The sequence below is a fragment of the Nocardiopsis terrae genome, assembly GCF_014651695.1.
In the GTDB taxonomy this organism is placed as follows: Bacteria; Actinomycetota; Actinomycetes; order Streptosporangiales; family Streptosporangiaceae; genus Nocardiopsis; species Nocardiopsis terrae.
Map to the genome: position 1 here is coordinate 1 of NZ_BMXJ01000001.1, position 24527 is coordinate 24527.

General features: G+C 70.8%; 21 protein-coding genes. 7 read left to right on the forward strand and 14 right to left on the reverse strand.

What is annotated here, in order from left to right; all coding sequences use genetic code 11:
* Positions 1-465: 465 nt before the first annotated feature.
* On the reverse strand, positions 466-2784 hold the full coding sequence (pcrA, locus tag IE195_RS00005) for a DNA helicase PcrA (RefSeq protein WP_191266336.1): 2319 nt from the start codon (positions 2782-2784) through the stop codon (positions 466-468).
* Positions 2785-2932: 148 nt separating this feature from the next.
* On the opposite strand from pcrA, the gene IE195_RS00010 reads away from it, so the two are divergent.
* A complete protein-coding gene (locus IE195_RS00010) occupies positions 2933-3862 on the forward strand; it encodes a nucleoside hydrolase (protein WP_191268010.1) in 930 nt (309 codons plus the stop codon).
* 95 nt (positions 3863-3957) lie between these two features.
* On the opposite strand, the gene IE195_RS00015 is transcribed toward IE195_RS00010, so the two are convergent.
* Both IE195_RS00015 and IE195_RS00020 read right to left on the reverse strand, forming a co-directional pair.
* The gene (locus IE195_RS00015) at positions 3958-4629 is read right to left on the reverse strand and encodes a response regulator (protein WP_191266338.1); all 672 of its coding nucleotides are present in this window, start codon (positions 4627-4629) and stop codon (positions 3958-3960) included.
* Positions 4630-4762: 133 nt separating this feature from the next.
* Complete coding sequence (locus IE195_RS00020) at positions 4763-5968, reverse strand: ATP-binding protein (protein ID WP_191266342.1); 1206 nt, start codon at positions 5966-5968, stop codon at positions 4763-4765.
* Between the two features lie 224 nt (positions 5969-6192).
* Here IE195_RS00020 and IE195_RS00025 point away from each other — a divergent pair, with 224 nt between their 5' ends.
* Both IE195_RS00025 and IE195_RS00030 read left to right on the forward strand, forming a co-directional pair.
* Positions 6193-7692, forward strand: coding sequence for a PspC domain-containing protein (locus tag IE195_RS00025; protein ID WP_191266345.1), 1500 nt, complete (start codon positions 6193-6195; stop codon positions 7690-7692).
* Positions 7673-7897, forward strand: coding sequence for a hypothetical protein (locus tag IE195_RS00030; RefSeq protein ID WP_191266348.1), 225 nt, complete (start codon positions 7673-7675; stop codon positions 7895-7897). Before IE195_RS00025 ends, IE195_RS00030 begins: the two co-directional genes overlap by 20 nt.
* A 22-nt stretch (positions 7898-7919) precedes the next feature.
* Here IE195_RS00030 and rsmA read toward each other — a convergent pair whose 3' ends face one another.
* Complete coding sequence (gene rsmA, locus IE195_RS00035; RefSeq protein WP_191266350.1) at positions 7920-8798, reverse strand: 16S rRNA (adenine(1518)-N(6)/adenine(1519)-N(6))-dimethyltransferase RsmA; 879 nt, start codon at positions 8796-8798, stop codon at positions 7920-7922.
* 69 nt (positions 8799-8867) lie between these two features.
* Positions 8868-10046, reverse strand: a complete 1179-nt coding sequence (locus IE195_RS00040; RefSeq protein ID WP_191266361.1) for a resuscitation-promoting factor — start codon at positions 10044-10046, stop codon at positions 8868-8870.
* Positions 10047-10389: 343 nt separating this feature from the next.
* Here IE195_RS00040 and IE195_RS00045 point away from each other — a divergent pair, with 343 nt between their 5' ends.
* From IE195_RS00045 to IE195_RS00055, 3 genes are all read left to right on the forward strand, one after another.
* Positions 10390-11484 (forward strand): CaiB/BaiF CoA transferase family protein, encoded by a 1095-nt coding sequence (locus IE195_RS00045; protein WP_191266363.1) that lies wholly within the window; start codon positions 10390-10392, stop codon positions 11482-11484.
* Between the two features lie 171 nt (positions 11485-11655).
* Positions 11656-13926: a threonine/serine exporter family protein gene (locus IE195_RS00050; RefSeq protein WP_191266365.1), complete on the forward strand. Its 2271-nt coding sequence runs from the start codon at positions 11656-11658 to the stop codon at positions 13924-13926.
* A 595-nt stretch (positions 13927-14521) separates the two neighbouring features.
* Positions 14522-14878: an STAS domain-containing protein gene (locus IE195_RS00055; protein ID WP_191266367.1), complete on the forward strand. Its 357-nt coding sequence runs from the start codon at positions 14522-14524 to the stop codon at positions 14876-14878.
* 86 nt (positions 14879-14964) lie between these two features.
* Here the strand turns inward: IE195_RS00055 and IE195_RS00060 are convergent, their stop codons facing one another.
* Entirely contained in the window at positions 14965-15660 is a 696-nt protein-coding gene (locus IE195_RS00060) for a M50 family metallopeptidase (protein WP_191268011.1), read from the reverse strand.
* 274 nt (positions 15661-15934) lie between these two features.
* On the opposite strand from IE195_RS00060, the gene IE195_RS00065 reads away from it, so the two are divergent.
* Positions 15935-16162 (forward strand): hypothetical protein, encoded by a 228-nt coding sequence (locus IE195_RS00065; RefSeq protein ID WP_191266369.1) that lies wholly within the window; start codon positions 15935-15937, stop codon positions 16160-16162.
* A gap of 124 nt (positions 16163-16286) precedes the next feature.
* Here the strand turns inward: IE195_RS00065 and IE195_RS00070 are convergent, their stop codons facing one another.
* From IE195_RS00070 to ehuB, 8 genes are all read right to left on the reverse strand, one after another.
* Complete coding sequence (locus tag IE195_RS00070) at positions 16287-16730, reverse strand: SRPBCC family protein (protein WP_191266382.1); 444 nt, start codon at positions 16728-16730, stop codon at positions 16287-16289.
* Between the two features lie 56 nt (positions 16731-16786).
* Positions 16787-17731, reverse strand: a complete 945-nt coding sequence (locus tag IE195_RS00075; protein WP_229826037.1) for an NUDIX hydrolase — start codon at positions 17729-17731, stop codon at positions 16787-16789.
* A gap of 44 nt (positions 17732-17775) precedes the next feature.
* Positions 17776-19878: an RNA degradosome polyphosphate kinase gene (locus tag IE195_RS00080; RefSeq protein ID WP_191266386.1), complete on the reverse strand. Its 2103-nt coding sequence runs from the start codon at positions 19876-19878 to the stop codon at positions 17776-17778.
* Between the two features lie 227 nt (positions 19879-20105).
* The gene (locus IE195_RS00085; protein WP_191266388.1) at positions 20106-21047 is read right to left on the reverse strand and encodes a CPBP family intramembrane glutamic endopeptidase; all 942 of its coding nucleotides are present in this window, start codon (positions 21045-21047) and stop codon (positions 20106-20108) included.
* Positions 21048-21244: 197 nt separating this feature from the next.
* Positions 21245-22081 carry an ectoine/hydroxyectoine ABC transporter ATP-binding protein EhuA gene (gene ehuA, locus IE195_RS00090; RefSeq protein ID WP_308428374.1) on the reverse strand — a complete coding sequence of 279 codons (837 nt, stop codon included), beginning with the start codon at positions 22079-22081 and terminating at the stop codon, positions 21245-21247.
* On the reverse strand, positions 22068-22673 hold the full coding sequence (gene ehuD / locus IE195_RS00095; RefSeq protein ID WP_225943551.1) for an ectoine/hydroxyectoine ABC transporter permease subunit EhuD: 606 nt from the start codon (positions 22671-22673) through the stop codon (positions 22068-22070). Before ehuD ends, ehuA begins: the two co-directional genes overlap by 14 nt.
* Positions 22674-22708: 35 nt before the next feature.
* Positions 22709-23437, reverse strand: a complete 729-nt coding sequence (gene ehuC, locus IE195_RS00100) for an ectoine/hydroxyectoine ABC transporter permease subunit EhuC (RefSeq protein ID WP_191266392.1) — start codon at positions 23435-23437, stop codon at positions 22709-22711.
* 6 nt (positions 23438-23443) lie between these two features.
* Complete coding sequence (ehuB, locus tag IE195_RS00105) at positions 23444-24313, reverse strand: ectoine/hydroxyectoine ABC transporter substrate-binding protein EhuB (protein WP_191268013.1); 870 nt, start codon at positions 24311-24313, stop codon at positions 23444-23446.
* Between the last annotated feature and the right edge of the window lie 214 nt (positions 24314-24527).

The following is a 24527-nucleotide window of genomic DNA, read 5'->3' on the forward strand; positions in this document are numbered from 1 at the left end:
CGTGGAAGCTTTGTTGCGGTCCGGCCGCTGTGCGGCTTTCTCGCTGTGTTGTGTCTTTACTTTATCAGGTGTTCCGCGCCCCGCCAAACTGGCGGTTTGTGTCAGTGTTTCCACTAAACAACCTGTTCGGGGTAAAGCCCGTGTGCTTCGTTTGCCTTGGCGTTTCCACCGGGCTTTTGAAGCGGCTCTCCGAAGTTTACATGTTCCGAGCACTGCTCGAACCACTGTCTTTCGGAAGAGGTGGACCGGCCCGCCCGCGGAAGAAACCGCGTTCGTCTCGCTCGGTCTTGACCAACTCTACCCCCGGGCCGGAGTGCTCGTGACGGGTTCGGCGAAACTCGCCGGTGTCGTGGCTTACACACCGCCCCGTACCCCTGGCGGCCCGCCGCAGACCACCGCCGGCCCCGTTGGCGCCACCAGCCCTGACGGCCGTGCCGACCCCGCACGACCGCCCCGGAAGAGCGGTCAGAGCTTCTCGATGGGCGCGTACTTGACGAGCAGGTCCTTCTCCCCGATGTCGGCACCGAAGTCGATCCGGGCCTTGGTCCGGTCACCGGCACCGTCGACCAGCTCCACCCGGCCCATCCCGAAGGAGTCGTGGTTGACCAGGTCGCCGACGCTCAGCGCGGGCGCCTCCTTGGCGGCCTTCGCCCTCCCGCCGCCGAACGTGCTCCCGAAACCACCGGAACCGCCGCCCGGACGACCGCCGATGGTGCGACTGGGCGGAGCCGCGAGAGTGGACTCGGCACGCCGCCAGTCGACCAGTGACGAGGGGACCTCGTCCAGGAACCGGGAGGCCGGATTGTAGGAGGGCGTCCCCCAGGCACTGCGCACCGCGGCCCGGCTGACGTACAGGCGTTCCTGCGCACGCGTGATGCCCACGTAAGCCAGGCGCCGCTCCTCCTCCAGTTGGGTCTTGTCCCCCAGGGTGCGGGTGTGCGGGAAGACGCCGTCCTCCATACCGCTGAGGAAGACCGCCGGGAACTCCAGCCCCTTGGCGGCGTGCAGGGTCATCAGCGTGACCACCCCGCCCTCGTCGTCCTCGTCGGGGATCTGGTCGGTGTCGGCGACCAGCGCGATGCGCTCCAGGAAGTCGACCAGGGTCGGCTCGCCCGGGTCGATGCCCTGGTTCTCCTCACCCTCCAGGTCCGCCTCGTCCTGCAGGAGCGTGGCGAAGGTGTGCTCGAACTCCCGGGCGAGGTCCACGAACTCCTCCAGGTTCTCCACCCGGCTCTCGTCCTGGAGGTCCTTGGACTCGGCCAACTCCGACAGGTACCCGGTCCTGCTCAGCACCGTCTCGACGATCTCCGCCGGGGTGCTGCCCGGGACGGCCTCGGCGAGCTCGTCCAGCAGGGCGGTGAAGTTCCTGATCGCCTTCGCCGAGCGGGTCGCCAGGCCCGGGGCCTCGTCGACACGGCGCAGTGCCCCGGCGAACGAGATCCGTTCCCGGGCCGCCAGCAGCTCGACGGACTCCTCCGCGCGGGCCCCGATGCCGCGTTTGGGCACGTTGAGGATGCGGCGCAGGCTGACCGTGTCCTCCGGGTTGGCCAGTACCCGCAGGTAGGCGAGGATGTCGCGGATCTCCTTGCGCTCGTAGAAGCGCACGCCGCCGACGATCTTGTACGGCAGCCCGGTCCGGATGAAGACGTCCTCGAACACACGCGACTGCGCGTTGGTCCGGTAGAACACCGCGACCTGCCCCGGCCGGACCACGCCCTCGTCGGTGAGCCGGTCGATCTCTCCGACCACGAACGCGGCCTCGTCGTGCTCGTTGTCGGCGACGTACCCGATGATCTTCGGGCCCTCGCCCTGTTCCGACCACAGGTTCTTGGCCGGGCGCCCCTCGTTGCGGTCGATGACCGTGTTGGCGGCGGAGAGGATGTTCTGGGTGGAGCGGTAGTTCTGCTCCAGCAGGATGGTGCGCGCGTTCGGGAAGTCGCGCTCGAACTCCAGGATGTTGCGGATGGTCGCGCCCCGGAAGGCGTAGATCGACTGGTCGGCGTCGCCCACCACGCACAGTTCGGCGGGCGGGACCACGCTGGTGTCGGAGTCCTCGGCCGCGCCGACGAGTTCGCGGACGAACACGTACTGGGCGTGGTTGGTGTCCTGGTACTCGTCGACCATGACGTGCCGGAACCGGCGCCGGTAGTACTCGGTGACGTCCGGGAACATCTGGAACAGGTTGACCGTGATCATGATCAGGTCGTCGAAGTCCATGGCGCCGGCCTCGTGGAGGCGGCGCTGGTACAGCCGGTAGGCCTCGGCGAGCTTCTTCTCCTGCTCGGTCTGGGCCTGTTCGGAGAAGGTGTCGTAGTCGACGAGCTCGTTCTTGAGGTTGGACACCTGGAAGCTGAAGGACCGGGGCGGGAACCGCTTGGGGTCCAGGTCCAGCTCCTTGCAGACCAACTGCATGAGGCGCTGGGAGTCCGCGGCGTCGTAGATGGTGAAGCTGCTGGGGTAACCCAACCGGTGCGCCTCCCGGCGCAGGATGCGCACGCACGCCGAGTGGAAGGTCATCGTCCACATGGTGTTGGCGGCACGGGTGCCGAGGAGGGCCTCGATGCGCTCCTTCATCTCGGCGGCGGCCTTGTTGGTGAAGGTGATCGCGAGGATCTCCCCCGGGCGCACCCCGCGTTCGGCCATGAGGTGGGCGATGCGGTGGGTGAGGACGCGGGTCTTGCCCGAGCCCGCGCCCGCCACGATCAGGAGCGGCGAGCCGGAGTGGGTGACGGCGTCGCGCTGGGGACCGTTCAGACCTTCGAGAAGCTGTTCTTGGGAGGACACGCCTACCAGGTTACGGCCGACCGGCGACGTGCCCGTCCACGTCCGGTGCCGAGTGCGCCTTAGGCTGTTTTCACACCAGTCGAGTCCTTTGCCTCGCTGGTCCGTGTCCTTTATCGGGGGGAGATTGGTCTTGGCTGACCGGGAGTCCATGCGCGTGTTCGTCGACTGCGATCCGGGGATCGACGACGCTGTCGCACTCGCCTACCTGGCCGCGCGGCCGGAGGTGGAGATCGTCGGAATCGGCGCGGTGTTCGGCAACAACGCCGTCGACGTGACCGCACAGAACGCCCTGCGCCTGCTCGACCTGTACGACCGCCCGGACGTGCCGGTTGCGGTGGGCGCCACCCGGCCGCTGGTGCAGGAACCGCGCCTGGCCGGGCACGTGCACGGCGGCAACGGCCTGGGCGACGTCAAACTTCCCGATCCCGTGCGCGCTCCGGTACCGGAGACCGCCGCCGAGCTGCTCGTGCGGCTGGTGCGGGAGAACCCGGGCGAGATCGACGTGCTGGCCGTGGGCCCGCTGACCAACCTGGCGCTCGCGCTCGGGCTGGAGCCGCGCCTGCCTGCGCTGGTGCGGCGGCTGGTGGTGATGGGCGGCGCCGTCGAGGTGCCCGGGAACGTGTCCTCGCACGCCGAGGCCAACATCGCCAACGACCCGGAGGCGGCCGAGGCCGTGTTCGCGGCCGGGTTCGACCTGGACATCGTCGCGTTGGACATCACCATGAGGACGGTGGCCACCGGCTCCTGGCTGGACCGGCTCAAGGAGGTCCCCGGCACGCGCGCACAGAAGACGTCCGCGTTCCTGGACTTCTACGCCGAGTTCTACCGGGGCATCTTCGGGGTGCGCCAGTGCGCGATGCACGACCCGCTGGCCGCGGCGGTGCTGGTGGACCCGCACCTGGTCACCGAGGCGTTCGACGCTCCGCTCCGGGTGGAGCTGACCGGGGCGCTGACCCGCGGCATGACCGTGGCCGACCGGCGGCTGCGTCCCGGGCAGGACGAACGCCGCCCGGCACGCGTGGTCACCGGGGTGCGTGCGGACGAGTTCCTGGACCGGATGCTCGACTCGCTGCGCTGACCGCCCGCACCGGGCCGTGCTCCGGACCGCGCCGCACAGCCGAAACGGCCGCTCCCCGAGGGGGCGGCCGTTCGTGTCTACGGGGTGCCGGGCCGTCAGACCAGGCGGCGGGCGGTGGCCCAGCGGCTCAGCTCGTGGCGGTTGGACAGCTGGAGCTTGCGCAGCACCGAGGAGACGTGCGTCTCGACCGTCTTGACCGAGATGAACAGCTCCTTGGCGACCTCCTTGTACGCGTAGCCGCGGGCGATGTGCCGCAGGACCTCGCGTTCGCGCTGGGTGAGGCGGTCGAGCTCGGGGTCGACCGGGGGTGCGTCGGTGGCGGAGAAGGCGTCGAGCACGAAACCGGCCAGGCGCGGGGAGAACACGGCGTCCCCGTCGGCGACCCGGACGATGGCGTCGGCCAGTTCCCTGCCGGAGATGGTCTTGGTGACGTAGCCGCGGGCGCCGCCGCGCACCACGCCGATGACGTCCTCGGCCGCGTCGGAGACCGACAGCGCCAGGAAGCGGATCTGCGGGTGCCTGGCGAGGACGCGCCGGAGCACCTCCACTCCCCCGCCGCCGGGCAGGTGGACGTCGAGGAGCACGAGGTCGGGGAGGGTCTCCCCGATGACGTGCACCGCGCTGTCCACGTCCCCGGCCTCGCCGATGACGTTGACCGCGTCACCGAGCTCGCCGCGTACCCCGCTGCGGAACAACCGGTGGTCGTCCACGATCACGACGCGGGGTACCGCCGCCTTGTCACTGAGGTTCGTGCTCTCTTCTCCCACACCTGGACCCTACCCACGGAACACCGCGGGAGGGTAGCGGCCCGCTGTCCGCATCCGGACCCCCGCCCGGTCGGAGCCGCCTCCGGTTCCGCTCCGTGTCCCGGCGGGCACGGAGGACCGCATCCGCGGAGGACTACATCTGCGGGATGCGCGGCATGCGGAGCTGAACCTCCGTGCCCTCGCCCGGTTCGGTGCGGATGCGGGCCGAACCGCCGTGGCGTTCCATCCGGCCGATGATGGAGCCGCGCACGCCCATCCGGTCCTCGGGGATGTCGCCGAGGTCGAACCCGGCGCCCCGGTCGCGGACGAACACGAGGACCTCTTCCTCCTCGACCTCGCCGAACACCGAGATGCTGTCGCTCCCGGCGTACTTGGAAGCATTGACCATGGCCTCGCGGGCGGCGCGGAGCATCGCGCTGACGCCGTCGTCGATGGGGGCGTCGCCGACGCACACCACCTCGATCGGCACGCCGTGCTCCTCCTCGACCTCGGCGGCCACCCGTTCCAGCCCGGGGGACACGGTGGTCTCGGCGTCGGCGGGGCGCTGGTAGAGCCAACTGCGCAGGGCCCGTTCCTGGACCCGGGCCAGGCGCTGGACCTCGCGCGGGTCGTCGGCGCGGCGCTGGATGAGGGTGAGGGTGTGCAGCACGGAGTCGTGGATGTGCGCGGCGAGTTCGGCGCGCTCGGCGTTGCGGATGCGCTCGCGGCGTTCGGAGTCGCGTTCGCGGATGAGCCCGATGATCCAGGGGGCGACGATCAGCGAGATCCCGGCGATGAGGGTGAACGCGAAGGTGAGGCCGGCCCGGGCCTCCTGGAGCTGTTGTTGGAAGACCAGGAAGCCGATGACCCCGACGACGACGAGCAGGATGCCCGCGGTGGTGCGCATGATGCTTTTGGGACGTGAACGGCTGACGGCGCTGTTCATCCACTCGTCGCGTTCGGCGGGGTTGGCCTGTTGCCACAGGATGGTGGCCCCGAGCGCGCCGAAGATGACGAACCACAGCAGGGGGTCGAAGACGCCGCCGAAGACCAGGAAGAGCATGCCCAGCGCGGCGGCGAGGCCGACGTAGGCGATGAGCTGCGAGATGTCGCGGCCCCGGCGCCGGGCGTCCTCGGTCCGCCCGGGGCCCTCCTCGGTCACCTCCTCCCGGGGCACGAGGAAGTACAGGGCCGCGTAGACGGCCACCCCGATACCGCCGACGGCGAGGGCCATGAACGCCAGCCGGACCACGAGCGGGTCCAGGCCCAGGTGCCGGGCCAGGCCCGACGCGACACCGCCGAGGAGTCTGCCGTCGACCGCACGGGTGAACCGCGGGGTCTCCACGGCTGTCGTTGGCACCGCCCGATCACCGCTCTCGTCTGTGGCGCGCCGGGGTCGTCGCGGCGCGCGCGTGGGACTGGATGGTTTCCAGCATGCCCTGTGCGACCCCCGTGGGGCATCGGGGGCGTGTCCCTGGTCCTGCCCTGGTGTCCCGGTCAGGGTGGGTTCAGGGTCGTCCCGGATTCCCCCGACGACGCACCGGAGGCCACGATGGTTCCATGAGGAAAGTGTGGTGATCGACTATGACCGACGGTGAGGAGCCGACGGGGCCCGCCGGGGGGGACGGCCCCGTGTCGGGCGCCTCGGCCGCGGACGTCCCCGGCGGGGCAGTCGGGGCCGAGTTGCGCCGCGACGACGACCAGCGGGCCCTGGCCGGTGTGTGCGCCGGGTTGGGCGCGTACACGCGGATCGATCCGGTGGTCTGGCGCGCCGCGTTCGTGCTGACGGCGTTCGGCGGCGGTGCGGGGCTCGTGCTGTACACCGCGGCGTGGATGCTGATGCGGGACCCCCAGGGCGGGCCGGCGACCTTCGAGCAGATGCTGAACCGGGGCATCCCACCGCACGCGGTACTGAAGCTGCTGACGGTGGGCCTGGCCGGGGCGACGGCGCTCAGCCTGGTGGGCGGGTTCAGCTGGGGGACGATGGTCCTGGCGATCCCGCTGGTCCTGGGGTTGCTGACCGCCAGGAACCGGGGGGTGGACCTGCGGGCCTCGTTGCTGGCGCTCCGCTCGGATCTGGCCGCGCACGAGCCCCCTCCCGCCGGGCCGGTACCGCAACCGGTGCCCGCCTACTACAACCCGGCCCAGCCGTGGGCCTCGGCTCCGCAGGGGCCGGTGGACCTGGCGGTGGTGTCGGAGCGCACGTCGCTGGGTGAGGAGGACGGCGGGGAGGACGAACCCGACGACGGTGCCGAGGACGGCGGAGGCGGGACCCGCGGCGGCTGCGGCGAGCGGGGCGAACGGGGGCCCGGGCGTTCCCCCCTCGCCTCGCACGCGCTGTGGACCGTGGTGGCCATGGCCGTGGTGTGGGCGTTCTCGGCTCCTCACCTGGGTCCGCCCCTGTCCGGGGCGTCGACCGCCGAGCTCCTGTTCGGCCCGGAGTTCGGTGTCTACTTCACGGCGGCCGCGGTGGCTGTGGTCGGACTGTTCTCGCTGGTCGGCACTTGGATAGGCAACCCGCGCGGACTGATGTTCCTCGGCTGCCTGGCGGTGGCGGCCGCCGTCCTGGTGGCCTCGATCGACGTCACCGGGCCCCGGTACGGCGAGAGGACGTGGCAGCCCGCCACGCTCGCCGAGGCGGACTCCGAGGACCTGCGGCTGCACGTGGGTGCGGGCACGCTGGACCTGGGCGACCTCGCCTCCGGGCTCCCGCCGGGGGAGGCGGTGGACGTCGCGGTCAGGGTGGACGCGGGCGAGCTGGTCCTGGTGGTACCCGAGGGCGCGCGCACCAACGTGACCTCGCGGGTCGGGCTCGGCGCGATCGAGTCCCCGTCCCCGGAGGGCGGGAGCGGTGAACGCCACGGTTGGTCCCTCGACTACGAGGAGACCTTCGAGCCGACGGCTCCTCCGGGGTCCGCCGGTGACGGCGGGGATCCCGCGGAGAGCGCCGGGAACGAAGAGACGGAGGAGTCCGCTGAGGGGTCCGGAGACGATACGGACCAGGACGGGGTGCCCGTGATCAACGTGCGCACCGACGTGATGGTCGGGAAGGTGGAGGTGCGGCATGGCCAAGCGCAGAACTGACTGGGGTTCGCTCGTCGCGGGGCTGCTGTTCCTCGGGCTCGCGATCGCCTTCGTCGTCCGGGGCAGCGGTTCGTGGGAGTTCGACGTGATGTGGTTGCTGCCGGTGCTCGCGTTGGGTCTGGGTGTGGCCGGGGTGGCCCGGGCGCTGGTCCGGTCCAGGGCCCGCGAGTCCGGGGGGTCCGCGCCTCCGACGGAGCGGGGCTGACCGCCCCCGAGCCCCGCCCGGCCTACCCCGGCCGGTGCTCGGCGATGGCGGCGAACTCCTCGATACCCAGGGACTCGCCCCGCGTCCTGGGGTCCACCCCGGAGGCGCGCAGGGCCTCCTCGGCGGCGGGGGCCGAGCCCGCCCAGCCGGCCAGGGCGGCGCGCAGGGTCTTCCGGCGCTGGGCGAAGGCCGCGTCGATCACCCGGAAGACCTCCTCACGGGGGACCTCGGTGCTCGGCTGGGGTCGGCGGACCAGCTCGACCAGCCCGGAGTCGACGTTGGGAGCCGGCCAGAAGACGTTGCGCCCGACCGTCCCGGCGCGGCGCGCGGCCGCGTACCAGGCGACCTTCGCGGAGGGCACGCCGTAGATGCGGCCGCCGGGTGTGGCGGTGATCCGGTCGGCGACCTCGGACTGCACCATGACCAGGACCCGCTCCAGGGTGGGGAGGAGTTCGAGCAGGTGCAGAAGGACCGGCACGGAGACGTTGTAGGGCAGGTTGGCCACCAGCGCGGTGGGCTCGGGTCCGGGGAGCTCGGTGATGCGCATGGCGTCGCCGGGGACCACGGTGAGCCGGTCGGCGAGTTCGGGTGCGTGGTCGGCGACGGTACCGGGCAGTGCCTCGGCCAATGCCGGATCGATCTCGATCGCTGTGACCCGGCGGACGTGCGGGAGCAGGGCGAGGGTGAGCGAGCCGAGTCCGGGCCCCACCTCGACGACCACGTCGTCGGCGCCCACGCCCGCGACGCGGACGATGCGGCGGACGGTGCCGTGGTCGATGACGAAGTTCTGGCCCAGGGTCTTGGTGGGCCTGACACCGAACCGCTCGGCGAGCGCCCGCACGTCGGCGGGGGTGAGCAGGCGGGAACGGTCGTCGGGTGCGGGTGTCTGTGTCACCCACACATCTTGCCAGCCGCCGCCCACCTGCTCGTCCGCGCCGGTGGGACCGGTAGGCCGGGTGGACCGGCGGGCTCAGTCGAAGAGGTGGACCCCGCAGTGCGGCCACTGGCTCTGCCAGTTCCCGCCGACCGCGTCGTAGAGCTGCTGTGCGCGCCGGGTCTGCTCGGCCGGGCTGGCCTCGGAGGGCAGGCCGCTGCCGCCGACGGACGCCCAGGTGCTGGTGCTGAACTGGTAGAGGCCGTAGTAGCCGCCCGCGGAGTTGACCGCCGCGGGGTCGCCGCCGGACTCGCACTCGGCGAGCCCGGCCCAGTCGAGGCCGGCCGCCCCGCCTTCGGGCGGGGACGGGGCGGAGGCGTCCTCTCCGGCCTTGGTGCCGACCTCCACCAGGCCCTGCACGGGCTCGGTGACGACCTCCTCGGCCAGTTCGTGCTCGACCTCCTCCCCGTGGCGCAGGACCAGGGCGGTGGTCACCTCCTTGAGCCCGTCCTCGGGTTCGGTGACGACCTCGCGTTCACCCTCGGGGAGGTCGGGGTTCTCCCGTTCCACGGTCTGTGCCTCGATGACGACCTCCTCCGTCTCGGGGGCGCCGAGGACGGGCACCACCCGGACGACCATGTCGGGTTCGGCGGGCTCCTCGGGTTCCGGGGAGACGAGGTCGTGTTCGCCGGGCTCGACCCCGGCGGAGTCGAGGACGTCCTGGACGGTGCCGCCGGTGGTGCGCGTCTCGGAGCGGACCGTGTCGTACATGACGACCATGCGGGGTGCGCGCTCGGCGCTGACGGAGAGGCCGTCCTCGGGGACGGGGGTGTCGTGGTCCCGGGAGAGCTCGACGCCCTGCGGGTCGAGCCCGATCTGGTGGAGGGCCTCGCCGAGGGTGGCGGCGTTCACCCGGTGGACGTGTTCGTGGCCGTCGAGGTCGACGGTGACCGTACGCGGGGAGCGGACGATGACGTGGTCGCCGCTGCTGACGGGGGTGTCGGGGGAGGGCGCTACGGCGTCGTGTTCGCCGAGCTCGACCCCGGCGGAGTCGAGGACGTCCTGGACGGTGCCGCCGAAGGTGCTGACCTGGGTCCGCGCACCGTCGGTGTCCAGGGTCACGTCCTTCTCCACGGCCATGGCGGTGCCGCCGCCCGCCGCGACGAGTCCGGCGACCGCGGCCGCCAGGAGGAGGAGCGGGGGCGGGGCCGGGCGGGAGCGCCGGTGCCTCCTGGAGAGGCGGGCACCCCCGTTCCTTCCGGTTTTTGCGGACATGACTTCTGCACCCTTCTGCGCGGAAGGACTGATCGTGTGGGAATTCCGGGGGGCGCTCCTGTTTCGGAGCGTTCACGGCCCCGGAGGCGTCCTCGCTGATCGGGCATGGCGCGCACGGGGAGAGCGAGTGGCCGTTCGGCCATCCGGCAGCTGGACAGGGCCACATTAACACCACCACTGGAAATGATTTTGTCTTTGACCGAAAACCATTTACTGACAAAATCCCTGAAGGCGACCTTTTCCCTTTCTCCGCCACCGACCGGGGGGCGGCCTGGCGACGGCGGGACGTACCCTGCACAATGAACCGAACGTCGTTCTAGTAAGCCTGAGCCCCGGAGGCACCATGGGACCCCTCAACGGAATCCGCGTCGTCGAGTTCACCGGGATCGGCCCGGCGCCGATGGCCGGGATGCTCCTGGCCGACCTGGGCGCCAGCGTCATCCGGATCGACCGCCCGCAGGCCGCGGAGGCCATGCGGGCGGGCTCCGGCGGGCCGCACATGAGCGAGGGTCGCACCGTGCTGGGCGTCGACCTCAAGTCGGAGGAGGGCCTGGCCCGCGCCCGCGAACTCGTCTCGCGGGCAGACGTCCTCCTGGAGGGCTTCCGCCCCGGGGTGATGGAGCGCCGGGGGCTCGGACCCGACGACTGCCTGGAGCTCAACCCCCGCCTGGTGTACGCGCGCGTGACCGGCTGGGGACAGGAGGGCCCGCTGGCCCGCACCGCCGGGCACGACATGAACTACGTGTCCGTGAACGGGGCCCTGCACTCGGTCGGCCGGGCGGGAGGCCCCCCGGTCCCCCCGATCAACCTGCTCGGTGACTTCGCCGGCGGCACGATGTTCGCGGTCACCGGTGTCCTCGCCGCCCTCCTGGAACGGCAGGGCTCCGGGCGCGGGCAGGTCGTCGACGCCGCCATGGTCGACGGCAGCGCCCTGCTGATGTCGATGGTGCTGGAGGACCGGGCCCGCGGTTCGTGGAGCGACGAACGCGGCACCAACTACCTCGACACCGGGGCCCCCTGGTACGACGTCTACGAGTGCGCCGACGGCGGGCACGTGTCCGTCGGCTGTATCGAGCCGCAGTTCTACGCCGCGTTCCTTGAGGGCACCGGGCTGGCCGGCGAGGACCTCCCCGAACAGTGGGACCAGGCGGGCTGGCCCCGGCTGCGCGAGCGCTTCGCCGAGGTGCTGCGCACGCGCACCCGCGACGAGTGGGGCGCGGTCTTCGAGGGCACCGACGCCTGCGTGATGCCGGTCCTGTCCCTGGGAGAGGCACCCGACCACCCGCACGTGCGGGCCCGCGGGGCACTCGTCCGGGAGGGCGGGCGGGTCCTGCCCGGCCCGGCCCCGCGGTTCGACCGCACCCCCGGCGGTGTCACCAGGGGCCGCCCCCTGCCCGACGCCGACGAGACCCTGCGGGAGTGGGGCCTGGCCCCCTGACCGCTCCCCCCGGCCACGCCCGGGGCACTCCCCCTCCCCGGAGTCGCCCCGCGGTTCCGGCGCCTGGACGCGTCCGCGACCCCACGTCCGGAATCGCCGTTTTCCCCGCTCAGAGCCGCCTGATCACTAGTGTGGGCGGCCGAGGCGATCACGCGATCAGAGGGGGCCGCCATGTCACCGAGTCGACGGCTCGGCCTACGCCCGGGAGCGCGCCTGTACGCCCTCCTCCTGGCGGCCGCGGCCCTGGTGTGCACGGCCCCCGCCACGGCGGGGGCCGCGAGCGCGCCCGGGGCCGACCCCGACGTCACCCGCTCGGGCCCCGTGGTCCTGGTGGGTGTCCCCGGCCTGCTGTGGGAGGACGTCACCCCCGAGCGCACGCCCGCTCTGTGGGAGCTGGCCGAGACCGGTGCGATCGGCAACGTGTCGATCCGCACCGCCACCTCCCGCACCTGCCCCACGGACGGCTGGCTCTCCGTCTCCGCCGGGCAGCGCGCCCTGGCCGAGCGCGACCACTTCACCGTGTGCGAAGCGGCCCCGGAGCCGGTCGCGGACGGCTCGGGGGCGACCGTACCGGGGTACGGGTCCTACATCGAGCAGAACGCGGGGGCGCCCTTCGCCGCACCGGTCGGCATGCTCGGCCAGACCGTGCGCGACCGAGGCGGCCTCACCCTGGCCGCAGGTCCGGGCGCCGCGCTGGGAGCCGCCGACGAGTCGGGCAGGGTCGACCACTACGTCGACACCGCGCGCGAACTCACCTCGGAACGGCTCCGGGGCGTGTCCCTGGCCGTGGTCGAACTGCCCGAACTCACCCGCCTGTACCCCGAACTCTCGGCCGGGCGGGAGGCGGACGGGCAGGGGGCCGCCGAAGCCGATCCCGCCGAGCCCGGTCCCGACCTGCCCGAATGGGAGCGTGACGAGGCGCTGGAGAGGATCGACTCCCGGATGGCCGCCCTCACCGGGCTCCTGCCGGAGGGCGCCTCCCTGACGGTGGTCGGGGTCTCCATGGACACCGGCCCCTCACAGTTGACCGTGGCGATGAGCGGGAAGAAGGCCGACGGGGGTGTGACGGGCCCCGGAGCGTACCTGGCCTCGGAGTCGACCCGGCGCCCCGGTCTGGTGGCGCTGACCGACACGAGTGTGACCGTGCTGGCCGCCCTGGGCATGCGCCCGGCCGAGCCCACCGGGGGCCGGGCCTGGCAGCTGGGCGAACGCCCCGGGGACACCGGGGAGGCCGTCGACCGGCTGGTGGCCTTCAACACCGCCGCCGTGGTCGTGGGTTCCGCCGTCCCCGGGTTCTTCAGCGGCCTGGTCGCGCTCCAACTGCTCATCTACGCTGCGGCGGCCTACGCGCTGCACCGGTACTCCGACTGCGAACGGGGGAAACGGGCCCTGGTGCTGTCGGTGACCAGGGTGGTGGCCCTGGCGGGGGCGGCCTTCCCGGTAGCGAGCTATCTGGCCAACCTGATCCCGTGGTGGACGGCGGACACCCCGCCGCTGGCCCTGTTGGCCTCGGTACTGGCCGCGGACGCCCTGGTGGTGGCCCTGGCCGTCGCGGGCCCCTGGCGGAGGAGCATCCTGGGCCCGATGACGGTGGTGGCCGGCGCGACCACCGTCGTGCTCTTCCTCGATCTCTGCTTCGGCGCGAACCTCCAGATGAACTCGCCCACCGGGTACTCGCCGATCGTGGCCGGCCGGTTCTACGGGATCGGCAACATCGCCTTCGCCACCTTCGCGACCGGCATGCTCATGGCGGTCGCGGGCGTCGCCCACGTGCTGATCTCCCGGGGCAGACGGCGCGCGGCGGTCGCCACGGCCCTGGTGGTCGGGGCGGCCTCGGTGCTGATCGTCGGCTGGCCGGGACTGGGTACCGACTTCGGCGGGGTCATCGCCCTGATCCCCGGGCTGGCGGTGACCACCATGATGATCGCGGGGGTGCGGATCACGCCGGTGCGTCTGGCCGTGGTGGGCGTGTTCGCGGTCGCGGCCATCTCCCTGCTGGCCTGGATGGACTACCTGAGGCCGATAGCGGACCGGAGCCACTTCGGCGCGTTCGCGACCCAGGTGGTGAACGGAGAGGCCGGGACCGTGCTGGCCCGCAAGCTGGGCGCGATGTTGGGCACCCTGGGCAACTGGCACCTGACCCTGTTGGCCGCCGGGGCCCTGCTGTTCCTCTTCGCCGTCCTCAACCGGCCGGGGAACTGGCGGATCGGGGCGCTCCAGCGGGCCTACGAGTACGCTCCGACCCTTCGCGCGGGTCTGACCGGGTCCCTGGTGACCGCACTGGTGGGCTTCGCCGCCAACGACTCGGGGGTGGCCATCCCCGCCCTGGCCCTGACCGTGGCGGTGCCGCTCACCCTCTCCGCCTGTGTCTGGGCCCTCCAGCAGCGCGACCAGGATCCGGATCCGGCGCCCGAGAGGATCGGGTACGCACAGCAGATGTGACCCATACCTCACCACCCCCGGGAAAGGCAAGGCGCACGGGCACGACCCTGCGTCTCTCACGTCACGAAACGGCCACGGCGCTGTGGTAAAGTCCGAGGCTGGACGACCTCGGTGACTCAGAACCCGGTGCCCCGACAGGGCACACGGGAGGCCGAACCGGAGGGGACGACCGGCCCAGCCACACTCCCCGCCGACATCCACCGGGGAATGCCCGCCGCCGTAGGCGGGTTCTCACGGGCAGAGGGCCGGACACGGCACCCGAGCCTCCGGCGGAACCGCCGGGCGCGGGGGCAGCGCACTCCAGTCCCCGAACCCTCGAACGCCGTCATCATCGATGACACGCACAGCACCAGGAACTTTCGACGCAGTTCGACGCGTTCCCCAAGGTGCCGTGCTTTTCCGAGCAAACCAGGCGAGAAAGGCGTTTCCTCCCCCGGTTTCCAGCCCGGGGCACCACGCAAGGAACTAGATGAACCATCAGCTTGGCTCACGCGGTAACGCAACCAACGCACCGGTCACCACGCGTCCCCGGTGGGGCGACGCGCGGCCTGCCTCGCCGACCCACCGGGCACGGCCCGAGTACGCCGGAGTCGCAATGCCCGACCTGACCATCTCCTCCACCCTGCACGAGTCCGGACGCGTCCTGGCCCTGGACGGGGAGATCGACATGGCCACCGAGACCCGCTTCCAGGAAGCGGTCACGGAGGCGTTGACCACACAGCCCTTCGGCCGTGTCGTGCTGGACTGCTCCGATCTGCGGTTCATCGACTCCAGCGGGCTGCGCGTGCTCATCCGCGCGCTCAAGGCCGCCAAGGAGCAGAAGGCCCTCCTGGTGATCGCCGCGCCCGTGCCGCGGGTGGTACAGACCCTGCGTGTGACCGCGCTGGACACCCGGATCCCGGTGTACTCCTCGGTCGCCCAGGCGCTCGCCGCCCCGCAGGCCGCGAACTAGCCCCCGGGCGGCACGCCCCGAGCAGTACACGAAGGCCCCGCGTCGGCACGCGGGGCCCGTCGTCGTGTCCGGGGTCGGGTCCCGGTTCAGAAGAACAGCATCCACACGCCCAGTGCGGTGACGGCCACGTTCACCAGCAGGAACACCATCACCCAGAAGGTGCCCGACAGGCCGGTGAGGCGTGCCAGCTGATCCGCGTCGGAGTGCGGCGAGGGGTTGCGTACGCGCTGCAACTGGAGCTCGAGGACCGGGCGCACCCCGGCGAAGAGCAGGAACCAGATGAACAGGTAGGCGAAGGCCGCCTGGACCTCGTGCGGGGTGAACCAGCTGACGCCGAAGACCACCGCCCCGGTGAACACGACCGACAGCGCGCCGTAGAAGTTGCGGATCATCAGCAGCATGGCGGCGAGCACGACGATGCTCAGCCACAGCAGCGCGGTGATGCGCCCCGACATCAGCATGAGGATGCCGAGCAGCCCGATCACGCTCGGGGCGACGTATCCCGCGAAGACCGTGAGGATCATGCCGACGCCCGTGGGCCTGCCCCGGGAGACCGTCACGCCGGACGTGTCCGAGTGCAACCGGATCCCGGTGAGCTGACGCCCGCTGAGCAGGGCGACGAGGGCGTGTCCGCCCTCGTGGGCGATGGTGACGACATTGCGCGCCACCCGCCACGGCGGCCCCAGCAGGACGGCTGCCAGGGCGACCACCGCCGTCGTGACGACGATCCACCGCTCCGGGTCGGGTTGGACGGACAGCACGTCCTGCCACACGTCACCCAAGCTCGTTCCCACCACTGGACTCCCGATTCCCTGCGTCGACCGGACTGCCGTCAGCGGGCCCGCTCAGCCGGCACCGCGGCGTCCGGGAGGCGCGGAGAACACGGGCCCCTGCCGAACTTTAGGGCATTTCGGAGGGTGTCGTGCCGGGCGGTCGTCGGAGGCCCGATCCGAAGACTCTCCCTGTTTCGGAGGCGATGAACTGGCCAAATAAACACACCCCACCTACAGTCACGACTGTAAGTAGCAATTCGACTACCAAGCGCAAGGATTTCGTGTGAAACGCTTCGCCGCTCTCAGTCTCATGAGCCTGGCCACCGGTGCCGCCGTGGCCATGGCCGCCTCCCCCGCCGCCGCGAACGGGGGCTACGAGGGCTACGACGGGTACGACCACGCCCACCGCACCGTGGCCGAGCAGGACCACGGGTACGGGTACGGCTACTGGCCGGAGAAGGACAAGGACTGGGACACGGGTTGGAGTAGGGGCTATCACGGCTACTACTGACCGCCCCCGGCTCCGGCCTGACCACGGGGCCGGCCGGACGCTCCGGGCCCCGGTCGCACGACCGGGGCCCGGACGCGGGTGGGGGCGGCGTGCGCGGGTGCCGCGCCTGCCGGGTGCGGGGCCGTCAGGCCCCCCCGGCCTCCGCCGCGACCCGGAGGCGCTCCAGCGTCCGCTCGATACCCCGGGCGTTGCGCGCCGGGGCACCGCTCAGGACGTAGAAGGCCACCTGCCCCCGCGAGTAGTCGAAGGTCTCGGTGACGAGGGTCCCGCCCCCGGCCAGCTCCTCGAACTCGTAACGCCAGCGGTGCGAGCCGACGTGCCGCCAGGCGATGAGCCGCCCCTCCTCGAACTCCACCACCCGGTTGGTCATCCGGTAGGGAAGCCCGAGCATCCTCATGTCCATACCGAACTCGGCGCCCGGTTCCAGACGCTCCGGACCGAAGTGCGCCTGCTGGACGGTGCCCGACCCGTCGAACACGGGGTGCTGGGAGGGCGTGGCGACGAGGTCGAAGATGCTCTTGGCCGGAGCGTCGACGACGACGCTCCGAGCCACCATGTGTTTGGCCATGACCGCATCATGTCACCGCGCCCCCTACCGCCCCCACCGGGGCCGACGGGCGCCGCTCACTCCCGCACGGCGTGCCGCTCCACCCCGGCCAGCGCACCGTCCGACGACACGTGCACGACCCAGAAGGACCCCTTGCGCAGGCTGCGCTGCTGCGACAGCGGTGCGCCCAGCAGGGTGAGCGCCTCGGTCATCAGGTGGGGCACCAGTTCACCGTGCGTGCACACCACGGTGGGCAACCCCTCCGCCAGGATCCGCCCGAACTCCTCCTTGGCCTCCTCCACCTCGTACCCCTTCCCTTCACGGCCCACCGTGAAGGCGCGTTCGGTACGCATCGGAACGTCGCACTCGACCGTGTAGGGGAGGAGGGACTCGGTACAGCGCGCCGCCGAGGAGGACACCGCACGGGGCCGGCCGTAGGCGGCCAGCACCCGGGGCAGGGCCAGCGCGTCGGCCCTGCCGGTACCGTCGAGCGGGCGCAGCAGGTCGTCGCCGTTCCAGGCCCGCTTCTCCCCCGCCGAGAGGTGGCGCAGCAGGACGACCGGGAAGGTCCGGGCCGGTCCGGCCCGGAAGTTGTCGAGGACCCGGACGTCGTGGTCGTAGGTGAGCCGTTCGCGGGCCGCCCCGACGGGCACCCACTCCACGGCCTCCACCTCCTCGTTGGGTTCGTAGTCGATGGTCCCGCCCGGTTGGGCCGGGGTGGCCGCCCACCACTCCACCTGCTTGGGCCAACCGTCCTTGAGGTAGCGCTGCGGCGGCAGGCGGCGCCCCATCACGGGGGTCAGCCCGGTTTCCTCCTCCACCTCCCGGACCGCGCCGATGACGGGGTGCTCGCCGTTCTTGAGCTTGCCCTTGGGCAGGGTCCAGTCGTCGCGGTCCGGACGGCGGACGAGGACGACCTCCCGGCCCTGGGAGGAGTCGCGCCAGAGCACCGCCCCGGCCGCCCGGATCGGCTCCAGGTAACCGCCCACCGCCGTGTCCCTCGGGGGGAAGGCACTGGTCACTCGGATGTCGGAGCCGGAGGTTGCGCTCCCGGATTCATGGGTGTTCACCCGTCCACCACTCTCAGGTGCCGGTCGCCCCGCAGGGTGTCCTGGAGGTCGACCAGCGGTTGCCCCTCCTCGTCATGGGTGACCCGTTTCCACGTGCCGTCGGGTTCGAGTCGCCAGGAGGAGGTCTTGTCGGACATCGCCAGGTCCATGATGCCCACCAAACGGCGGCACTGCTCGGGATCGGCGATCCGGACCAGCGCCTCCACCCGCCGGTCGAGGTTGCGGGGCATCAGGTCCGCGCTGCCGATCCACACCCTGGGCCGCCAGCCGTTGGCGAAGACGAACACCCGCGAGTGTTCGAGGAAGCGTCCGAGGACGCTGCGCACCCGGATGTTCTCGGACAGCCCCGGGACCCCGGCGCGCAGCACGCAGCTGCCCCGTACCCACAGGTCGACGCTGACCCCTGCCTGCGAGGCGCGGTAGAGGGCGTCGATGACCGCCTCGTCGACCAGGGAGTTCACCTTGATGCGGATGCGGGCTGGCTCCCCCTTGAGACTGTTCTCGATCTCGGTGTCGATCTGCTGGAGCAGCCCCTTGCGCAGGGCCGCGGGGGCGGTCAGCAGCCTGCGGTAGTGCTTCTTGCGGGAGAAGCCGGTGAGGCTGTTGAACAGTTCGCTGACGTCCTCGCCGACCTCGGAGTCGGCGCTGAACAGACCGAAGTCCTCGTAGATGCGCGCGGTGCTCGGGTTGTAGTTCCCGGTGCCGACGTGGCAGTAGCGGCGCAGCAGCCCGTCGTCGTCCTTGCGGATGACCATGGAGAGCTTGCAGTGGGTCTTGAGGCCGACGACCCCGTAGACCACGTGGCAGCCCGCGCGTTCGAGCTTGCGGGCCCACTGGATGTTGTTCTGTTCGTCGAAGCGGGCCTTGACCTCGACCAGGACCACGACCTCCTTGCCCCCTCGGGCGGCCTCGATGAGTGACTCCACGATGGGGGAGTCGCCGCTGGTGCGGTACAGGGTCTGCTTGATCGCCACGACCTTCGGGTCGGCCGAGGCCAGCTCCAGGAAGCGTTCGGTGGTGGTGGCGAAGGACTCGTAGGGGTGGTGGACCAGGATCTCGCGTTCCCGGATGGCCGCGAACAGGTCGCCGGAGGTCAGGGCGCGCGGTTCGACCGGGACCATGGGCGGGTACCGCAGCTCGGGCCGGTCGGTGTCGGCGATCTGGGTGAGGCCGGCCAGGTTGAGCGGGCCGGGGACCCGGTAGATCTCCTCCTCCTCCGCTCCCAGCTCCTCGCGGAGGATCGACAGCACCTCGTCACTGATGGTCTGCTCCACCTCCAGGCGCACGAGCGGGCCGAACCGGCGGCGCAGGAGTTCGTTCTCCAGGGACTGGACGAGGTCGTCGGTCTCGTCCTCGTCGACCTCCAGGTCCGCGTTGCGGGTGACCCGGAAGGCGTGGTGTTCGACCACCTGGATGCCCTCGAAGAGCTGGGGCAGGTGCGCGGCGATGATGTCCTCGACCGGTACGAAGCGGCCGCCGCCGTGTGTGGTGAGCTCGATGAACCGGGGCAGCGAACTGGGCACCTTGACCCGGGCGAACATGTGCCGTTCGTCGTGCGGGTCCCGGACGGTGACGGCGAGGTTGAGCGAACGCCCCGAGATGTAGGGGAAGGGGTGCGCCGAGTCGACCGCGAACGGTGTAACCAGCGGGTAGATGGACCGGCGGAAGTAGCCGTGCAGGTACTCGCGTTCGGCGGTGTCCAGTTCGTTCCACCGGACGATGCGGATGCCCTCCTCGGCCAGGGCGGGGGCGACGCTGTCCTCGAAGCAGGAGGTCTGGCGCCGCATGAGCTCGTGCGTGAACAGGGAGATGCGTTCGAGGAGGTCCCGCGGGTGGTGGCCGCTGGCCGAGGCGACGGACAGCCCCGTGGCCAGACGGCGTTTGAGCCCGGCGACCCGGACCATGAAGAACTCGTCCAGGTTGCTGGCGAAGATCGCGAGGAACCGGGCCCGTTCGAGCAGCGGGATGTCCTCGTCCTCGGCGAGTTCGAGCACCCGTTGGTTGAAGCGGAGCCAACCCTCCTCCCGGTCCATGAACCTGTCGGCTGGCAGTTCCGCGGTGCCGGGGCCCGCTGGCGTTGACGCTGATTCCGTGCTCACAGTGGGCAGACTCCCCCTTTTTCATGACCACCCGGTGACAACCCCATGAGGGGAAAATGACCGAAACACGACCGCTATGAGGCTTGTCTACCCATGTCCGTAGCTCCCTCCGCGGACACCGGACAAATTTTCCGACCGGAGCGCCGGCGCGCCCCGGTCGGCCAGGGGCGCTCCCGACCGGGCGCGCACGGCGGAAGCGCCCCGTCCGGCCCGCCCCGACGGGCCCGTTACCGGGAGATCCCGACCTGGAGGTCCGGCGGAAGGATGAGGACGAACATCACCACGCGCATGAGGATGTTGATCCACGTGTTGCGGAAGCACGCCCACAGATAGCCGTAGAGCAGGCTCGCGGCGCCGTAGGTGAGCAGGGCCAGCCCCGTGTCGTGCACGAGGTCGTGGCCGGGCAGCTGGGAGACGGCGTCATAGGGCTGGATGAGCGCGTAGGTCACCGCGAACACCACCGAGGTCACCATGATGCCGCCCCACCGCCCCAGGAGCAGTTCCAGCCGGGTCTGCATCATGCCGCGGAAGAAGATCTCCTCGCACCCCGCGATCACGGCGAAGGCCACCAGCATCGCGTACAGGGCCAGCGAGGGAGCGGGCAGGCCGATGTGCGGCAGGATCAGGTAGCCGATCAGGCCGACCGACACGGCCACGGGGATCAGCCCGAGCCAGCGCCAGGGCTCGACCGCCTTCAACGCGATCGACGGCATGGCCGTGCCCTTGCCGTCGACGGTGATCCCCGAGCGGTCCAGGAGCAGTAGCGGGATCGCGAACAGGAACAGCAGCCTGGACACCAGGGCGACCGACATCGCCAGGTCCGGAGCGATCCCCGTCTCGGCTCCGTAGAAGGCGAAGAGCATCGACAGTAAGACCATCGACACGACGAAACCGGCCAGCAGGAGCACCATCCAGCCCAGCTCCCGGTAGAGCGGATGGCCGTCCATGGCGGCGACGATCCGCCGGTCGAGCTCCTCGCGGCGGCCGAACGCCTGGACGAGCCCCCAGGCCATCACTCCGCCGATGGCCATCGGAAGCCAGGAGATGAGAAGCAGCACGGCCGAGTCGCCGAAGACGTCCTCCCGCAGGCCGGGGTGGGCGAACAGCGTCCCCGCGATCAGGACCGCGGCGAAGGCGGCCCCCCAGGCGAGCCCCCATCTTCGCACCATGGTCACAAGAGTCCCCCCTGTCTCAGAACACACATTCTGCCCCAGGGAAAACTAAAAGCGACTTAATGACTACGGTATGTCGTCACCCGGTCGTCGTGCGGGCCGCGACCCGCACGCACGGGCGGGGGGTGGGCCGGGTCGCCGCGGCGACCCGGCCCACCCCCCGCGAAGGTGTCACATCCCGGGTACGGGAAGGGTCAGTGGCCGTTCTCCAGGACCGACTTGAGGAAGGACTTGGTCCGCTCCTCCCGGGGGTCGCCGAAGATCTGGTCGGGGTGACCCTCCTCGGCGATCTGGCCCTTGTCGAACATCAGGACGCGGTGCGACACGTCCCGTGCGAAGCCCATCTCGTGGGTCACGCACAGCATCGTGATGTCGGTGGTCTCGGCGACCTCGCGCAACACGTCCAGCACGCCCGCGACCAGCTCCGGGTCCAGGGCCGAGGTGACCTCGTCCAGGAGCAGGATCTCCGGTCGCATCGCCAGCGCGCGGGCGATCGCCACGCGCTGCTGCTGGCCGCCGGAGAGCTGGGTCGGATGGGCGTCGATCTTGTCACCCAGCCCCACCAGGTCCAACAGCTCCTGGGCGCGCTCGCTGGCCTCGTCCCTGCTCAGGCCCAGGACGTGGACCGGCGCCTCCATGATGTTCTTGCGAACCGTCATGTTGGGGAACAGGTTGAACTGCTGGAACACCATGCCGATGCGCTTGCGCTTCTGGCGCAGGTAGCTCTCGCTGGCGGGTACCAGGCCGCTGCCCCGGGGCATGTGGCTGAAGGGCTCACCGTCGATCCAGATGTGGCCCTCGGTGATCTTCTCCAGCGTCATCAGCAGCCGCAGGATCGTGGTCTTGCCCGACCCGCTCGGCCCGATGAGCGTCACGCGCTCGCCGGGGGCGACCGAGAAGTCGAGGTGGTCCAGGACCGTGAGGTCGCCGAACCGCTTGACCACCTGGTCGAAGACGATCAGCTTGTCCTCTGCGGACCCGCCCTCGACACCCGGTGCCGTCGTGTTCTCGGGGGTATCAGACGGCGGCATATCGCTTCTCCAGTCGTCGGATAGCAATCGCGGAGGGGATGCTCACCAGGAGGAACAGGAAGCCGACCATGGTGAACGCCTCCACGTAACGGAAGCTGGCGCTGCCGACCTGCTGGGCCATCGCCAGCAGTTCGACCACACCGATGGCGAAGAGCAAGGGGGTGTCCTTGAACATCGCGATGAGGTAGTTGCCCAGTGCCGGGATGACCTTCCTGATGGCCTGGGGCAGCACGATGGCCCCCCAGGTCCGGCTGACGGGCAGGCTCAGCGCCTTGGACGCCTCCCACTGGCCCTTGGCCACACCCTCGATGCCCGAGCGGTACACCTCGGCGGTGTAGGCCGCGTAGTGCACGCCCAGGACGACGACACCGATGGTGAACACCGAGACGGTGGAAGGAGCCAGCGCGAAGACGAACACCAGCTGGATCACGAGGGGTGTCGTGCGGATGAACTCCATCAGGAAGTGCACGATCGCCCCGAGGAACGGCGCCCGGCGGACCACCGCGATGAGCAGCCCGAGGGCCAACGCGATGACGTAACCGAGCACGGTCGCCTGGATCGTGACCAGCAGGCCGCTCAGCAGGTCGGGCATGACCCGACCGGTGAACTCGAAGTCCCAGAAGCCGTTCACTTGGCCACCCCCACCTTCGCACCGACCGCCGGGGGTCGCAGCAGCCCGATGAGCCCGCCGCCCGACGGCGGGGTCCTACCCAGTTTGTGGTTGGCCCGGCGTTCGAGCAGCCGCACACCGAAGATCAGCGCCTGGGCGATCAGGTAGTAGAGCGCGAAGGCCACCAGGAAGACCGGGATCGTCTCCCCGGAGAGGCGGCGGAGGTCGTCGGCCACCCAGGAGAGGTCGTGCAGACTCACCAGGTAGACCACGGCCGTGGCCTTCATCAGCTCCACGACGAGGTTGCCGAACGTGGGCAGCATCTGCGCCCACGCCTGGGGCAGGACGACCAGGCGCATGCGCTGCGGCCAGGACATGTTCAGGGAGACGGTCGCCTCGACCTGTGCCTTGGGCACGGCGTTGATCGAGGAGCGCACCACCTCGGCACCGTAGGCGCCGACGTTCAGACCCAGCGCCAGGATCGCGGCGAACAGGTCCTCCAGCTGGAAACCGGTCGCCACCGGCAGGGCGTAGATGAGCCAGTACATGACCACCAGCGCCGCGATGCCCCGGAACACCTCCACGTACACCGTGGCGGCGGCCCGGGGCAGCCAGTGGTTCACCGTGCCCAGGATTCCGAAGAACATGGCCAGGACGAAGGCCAGGACGATTCCACCGAGCGTGAGCTGAATCGTGAGCCACGCGCCCTCGAGGAAGCGCGGCCACTGTTCGATCAGGAACTCCACGCCGGATCAGCCCTCGCAGAGTTCAGCGGTGGTGGCGTCGTCGGGGAGGTCGGCCTCGGTGAAGCCCCACTCCTCTCCGAGCTCCAGCAGACGGCCGCTTTCCTTGAACTCCGCGATGACCCGGTTGATCTCCGAGAGCAGTTCCTCGTCCTCCTGGCGGACGCACAGCCCGCCCCAGCCCTTCTCCTCCTTGTCGTCCATCACGGGGTAGAAGGGCTCGGTGACGGTGTACTCGTCCTCCTTCTCGTGCTCGATCAGCAGGTAGGTGTGGGACACCGCCAGCATGGAGACCGCGTCGACGCGGCCGGACTGCAGCAGCTCGAAGCCGCGGGTCTGGTCCGGGATGAGTTCGAGCTGGTCCTCGGGCACGCCGAAGTACTCGGCGTAGGTCTGCTCCACCGAACCGTTGAGCACGGCGAGCGTGAGGTCGGGGTTGTCGGCGAAGTCCTCGAAGTGCTGGATGTCGTGGGGGTTGTCCTTTTCCACCAGGAACGCCTCGGGGGACGTCGCGGTCGGTTCGCTGAACGCGACCTGCTCGCAGCGCTCGGGGGTGATGAACACGCCGGCGGCGATGACGTCGTAGCGGTTGGCCTGGAGGCCGGGGATCAGGCCGTCCCAGGAGGTCGCCGAGGCCTGGATCTCCGGGATGCCCAGCTCCTCGAAGACGGCTCGGGCCACCGCCGGGGACTGCCCGGCCGCCTCACCGGTGGAGTCGACGAAACCGAAGGGCACCTCGTTGGCCAGGGCCACCGCCACGAAACCCTGTTCACGCAGGCGCTCGAGGGTGGACTGGCCCTCCTCTCCGTCGGCGCCGACGGAGTCGTCGACCCGGCTGCACGCTGCGAGGCCGGCCGTGGCGAGGCCGACGCCTCCCAGTCGGAGGGCGTCTCGACGTCCCCAGGTGCCCCGCCGACGCGCTGGTCCCTGATTCTTCACGACTGCTCCTCGAAAACTCGCGAGAGCGGAGCCTTCGCCCGAAGGACACAGGGCGAGGGCGCCGCGTATTCGGATGGTGGATTCGCCTCGTGCGGGCGCTTCCGCGGTGCGGTGCCGCGATCACGGCCGCCGCCCGGGTGCTCGGGACGACGGC